Genomic DNA, 4382 nt, shown 5'->3' on the forward strand with positions numbered 1-4382 from the left:
CAGGTCACTTCCCAGAAGTCCCTCAAGTATCTGCCTCCTCCACGGAAGAATGGCAAAGACGGACGGCGACGGCCACGGGATGTGCCAGAAAAACATCAGTTTCAAAGCCGGCCTCAGCTTCCTTAACATCGCCGGGACGAGGCTGAAATGAAAATCCTGTATCCAGACGGTGTCCTGCCCCTTGATCCTGGCGATATAATCCGCGAATTTCCTGTTGACATTCTTGTAGCCCTGCCAGTATTCTATGATAAAGGAGCATTTTTCGCTGAACTGATGACAGAGCGGCCAGAGCACCCTGTTGCTGAAACCGTAATAATACATGCCGTATTCGCTCTTATTGAGCGCCATGCGGTGCAGGCAGAATTTTTCTTTTTCCGACGGGAAAACCACTTTCCTGTTCTCGGAAAGGCCCGCGCCGTAAGCCACCCAGTTTCCGCCGGTTTTTCTCAGCAGCGGCTCAAAAGCCGCCACGAGCCCGCCGACATTCCTGCTGACCTTGCCGCCGCGCATGGAATAGGGCTCTCTGTTTGAGACTATCGTCAGCATGCGCGGCAGCCGCCTGAAAAAATCCCTGAGCGGAGAGTCTTAAAATTTCCGCGTTGTCCGTCCGTTCTCTCATTAAACATAGTGCATTTTACCAAACCTGACGCCGGGGCGCAAATCACGCGCACTGATAAATCTATTGTTTTGTGAGGAGAAAAGCGGCAGCGAAGGCTGTGACCGGCACCGTGAGTATCATGCCGCATGTCCCGGCGAAAATACCGGCTATCAGCGCGGCGAACCATTCGGCGTTGAGAAGAAAAGACGCTGAATATGTGAAGAAACTCCTGCTCACTATAAGGAAGAGCGCCCCGCCCGCGTAAGCGAAAAGGAGGCTGCCCGACATAGACGCTATGACATCTCCTCCTATATTCATCCCGCGGCGGAAAAGATTTTTCCGGGTTATGGCGGAGTTCACCGATTGTATTGACGACAGAGAAGAGCTTATTGTTATGGCCACATCCATTATCACGCCTGAGGCGGCAATGACGATTCCCGCCAGGAATACGCTCCCCGCATCGCTCGGCGGGATTTTCAGCGCGCGCGCAAGATAATTGAGAAGCTGTATCTGTTCATCGGAAAATCCGCGGGTTTTAAGAACCGCGAGAAAAACGTATGCCACCAGAGCCGCCGAAAGGATACCGAAAAGCGCTCCGGCAAAAGCCGCGGGCGCTTTTGCCCCTCTGCCCCCGACGGCATAAAGCGTCACAAGAGCGATGACGGAACAAAGGAGAATTGCCGAAGCGACGGGCGGCGCACCCTTGAGAATGGCGGGCACATATATGCCGAAAACCAGGAACATGGCGAAGGACAAAGCCGCCAGCGCCCGGGCGCCGGATGCGGCCTTGAGAGCGATAACTCCGGTGGCAAAAAGAAAAATGAGCAGCGCTATCGGGCCTCTCCTGTCATAATCAAGAACGCCTGCCCTGCCGTCCTCTATAACGCAGAGCACCCTTTCCCCGCCGGAAAGTTTCACTCTGTAATTATAAATATCCACCGGATATTTTTTGCCTGACACCGCGAAAGCGAAAACGCCGTTTTCCATTGTGATCCGGCCGCTCCTGTATTCCTGAGGGTCTTCGGCATCCTCAACCAAAGGATGCGCGTAAAAATCTATGTCCGGTTTCTCGCTCCATGAATCGGCGAAGGCGGATGAGGCGGCGACAAGAACGCAAAACAGGATATTTCTTATTTTGAAAAGCATCACGGCGTTCGCCCTTTTTTATGCCCCGCGAAAAGATATGCGGCGGTCAGGGATGTGGCGGGGATCGTCAATATGAGTACAAAACTCGCCAGCAGGCTCTGGAGAATGATCCCTGAAACAGCCTCATAATTTATAAATCTCAGGAAAGGCACGCCGCAAACGCGCGCGTTGAGGACGAGAGCAAGAGACGCCCCCGCAAAAACAAAGATAAGAGAGTTTATCATCGTCGCGAGCATGTCTCCGCCGACGGATATGCCCCGCAGGCAGAGCTGGATAACGCTCATATCAGAGCGCTCAGCGTGGAGTTCGTTCACGAAGGAAGCCACCCCCACGCTCACGTCAACGGCCATTCCGAGAGCCGCGAGCATTATCGCGGCAGATGCCATCAGGAAGAAATCTATTTCAGCTATGTTTCCCGCCCGGGACATGGCCATTATCCTGCGCGCGCCGTCAAAATAAAAACCGCTTATGTGCGCGGCCTTCAGAAAAACGAAAGCCATGAGTGAGGCGAGAACAATACTTCCCGCCGTGCCGGCGGCGGCAGCTGCGGTTTTTTTAGTGGCTCCGGTTATCAGAAGAAGTGTCGTTCCCGCGCTTAAAAGCGAAAACAAAAAAACAGCCGCCACGGGATTAAAGCCGTTTTTCAAAACCGGAACGAATGCGCCCACAAAAAGAAAGATGTTGAAAGCCATAGCCGCTAAAACAGCCGCGGCTCGGCGGCCGATAACGGCAAAAAGAAGCAGGGCAAAAAACGCGAGGAACAGCTTAAGCTCACTTCCCCGGCTGTAGCCTTTTATCCTCACGCCCTCCATCTCTCCGTCGGGATCGTAATCTATCCGCAGCGCCGCCTTATCTCCTTTTTCCAGGATCGTGTTGTAGGCGGGATCATCCCAGAGATAATTTTTTGCCTGAACCCTGACGCCCTTGAATTTTCCGTTCAGGATAAGGAATTCCGCTTCCTCAATATCGGTATTCCCGCGTGATGACTCCATGAGACGGCCTGTCACAAATTCAGATGATGCTTCAGAGGCGGACGGTGACAAAAAAAATAAAAAAAATAGAACCGTGAAGTTCCTGGTCAATGCAGCACTTCTTCGCGCTTGCGGCTGGCCAGCAGGATAACATCTTCAAGTTCGGCTTTTGAGGACGCCGCCATCCACTTCTCCTCAAAATCTTTTTCCTGCACTATTTCGGCTATGGCCATAAGAGACCTCAGATAAAAATTCCTCTCGTCGGTGCTGGCCACGATAAAAAATAATGTTTTTATGGGGTCGGGGCTGTTGGGGAATATCACGCCTTCTTTTGCCCGCACAAGTATCATTGTGAAAATTTTTTCTCCGTCGATTATGATGTGCGGTATGGCCAGGCCTTTTTTTATAACGGTGGCCGAGATCTTTTCCCTTTCAATAAACTGCCCGTAAAGTTCCCCCGCGTCCATTTTCAGAAGTTTGGCGAATTGTTCGGATATCTTCCTGAAAAAATCATGAGATGAAAAAGTGCCGCTCATATCCACTATTATGGAATCCTTTACTAACAAGTCAAAGCGGTCCTCCATTATACTGTCCCGCTCAAAAAGAACGCCTTTGAGCTCCCTGTTCAAAGTGTCCGTGCTTATCTGGCGGCCTATCACCCTTTCAACCACATGGATGAGCGCCGATTTCTTCGCTTCCAGCCTGTAGGGATAAAGCAGATACCACAGGAGCGCCACCCCGAAGAATAAGCCGGTAGAGATGAGCGCGAACGCGCCCATTGAGACTATAAGCGCGGCATAGAACGCGATCCCCGCTATTTGAAGATAAGGATACAGCGGAGCCCTGAACACCGGCCGGTAATTGGGCAGTTTGGATTCTCTCATGAATATCAGCGCGGTATTCGCGAGGATAAACAGCGTTATCATTGTGGCCGACGCCACTTTGACAAGTTTTTCTATGTCAAACGCGAATATCATTATCAGCATCGCCGCCGATGTGAATAAGATCGGCCAATGCGGCGCGCCCCGGCGGTTGATCCTTGAAAAAATATCCGGCATCAGATTATCCCTGCTCATTGCCAGTGGCGCGCGGGAGGCCGTCATAATACCCGCGTTCGCCGTGGGGACAAAAGCCAGGATGGCCCCGAAGGCAAGCAGCGCCACACCGGGCGCTCCGGCAAAAACCCCCGCGCCGGCGCTCAATGGCGTGAGCGTGTTGATCAAGATATCCGATTCCAGCACACCAACGGTGACAAAAATGGCCAGAGCGTAAAGGCACACCACTGCCGTCCAGGCCAGCAGCATTCCAAGCGGTATATTTCTCGTCGGGTTCTCCACCTCTTCGGCAATGCTGGCCACTTTTGCCACGCCGCCGAATGACACAAACACCAGGGCGGCTGTTGAAAAAATAACGGAAAAGCCCGTGTCCCAAAACCCCCTGAAATGATCCAGCTTCACGGCGGTCGCGCCCCAGAGAATATACGCGACGCACACACCTATCAGGACAGAGACTATCCATATCTGATATTTAGCCGCTAGATGCACGCCTTTGAGATTTATAACAGTGAAAAAAACGCAGAACGCCGCCGCGATCACATCCATCTGAATTTCCGTGGCGCCGGGATATATGATCGTTAAAAAAGCCCCTATCCCGACGAGAGCGAAGGC

General features: G+C 52.4%; 4 protein-coding genes. All 4 read right to left on the minus strand.

The window, feature by feature from the left end; all coding sequences use genetic code 11:
* Positions 1–546 (minus strand): trehalose-6-phosphate synthase (locus tag FP827_03235; protein MBA3052092.1); only part of this gene is annotated, 546 nt, incomplete at its 3' end.
* A 133-nt stretch (positions 547–679) separates the two neighbouring features.
* The gene (locus FP827_03240) at positions 680–1744 is read right to left on the minus strand and encodes a YibE/F family protein (protein MBA3052093.1); all 1065 of its coding nucleotides are present in this window, start codon (positions 1742–1744) and stop codon (positions 680–682) included.
* Positions 1744–2736, minus strand: a complete 993-nt coding sequence (locus FP827_03245; GenBank protein ID MBA3052094.1) for a YibE/F family protein — start codon at positions 2734–2736, stop codon at positions 1744–1746. The genes FP827_03240 and FP827_03245 overlap by 1 nt, the downstream gene beginning before the upstream one ends.
* Positions 2737–2822: 86 nt before the next feature.
* The coding region (locus FP827_03250; GenBank protein ID MBA3052095.1) for an amino acid permease at positions 2823–4382 on the minus strand (1560 nt) is incomplete at its 5' end.

The organism is Candidatus Omnitrophota bacterium, assembly GCA_013791745.1.
Classification (GTDB): domain Bacteria; phylum CG03; class CG03; order CG03; family CG03; genus CG03.

Bases quoted from the DNA above. Each gene is read 5' to 3' on its own strand.
- FP827_03240 (MBA3052093.1), bottom strand. From the start codon at position 1,744: ATGCTTTTCAAAATAAGAAATATCCTGTTTTGCGTTCTTGTCGCCGCC.
- FP827_03245 (MBA3052094.1), bottom strand. From the start codon at position 2,736: ATGGAGTCATCACGCGGGAATACCGATATTGAGGAAGCGGAATTCCTT.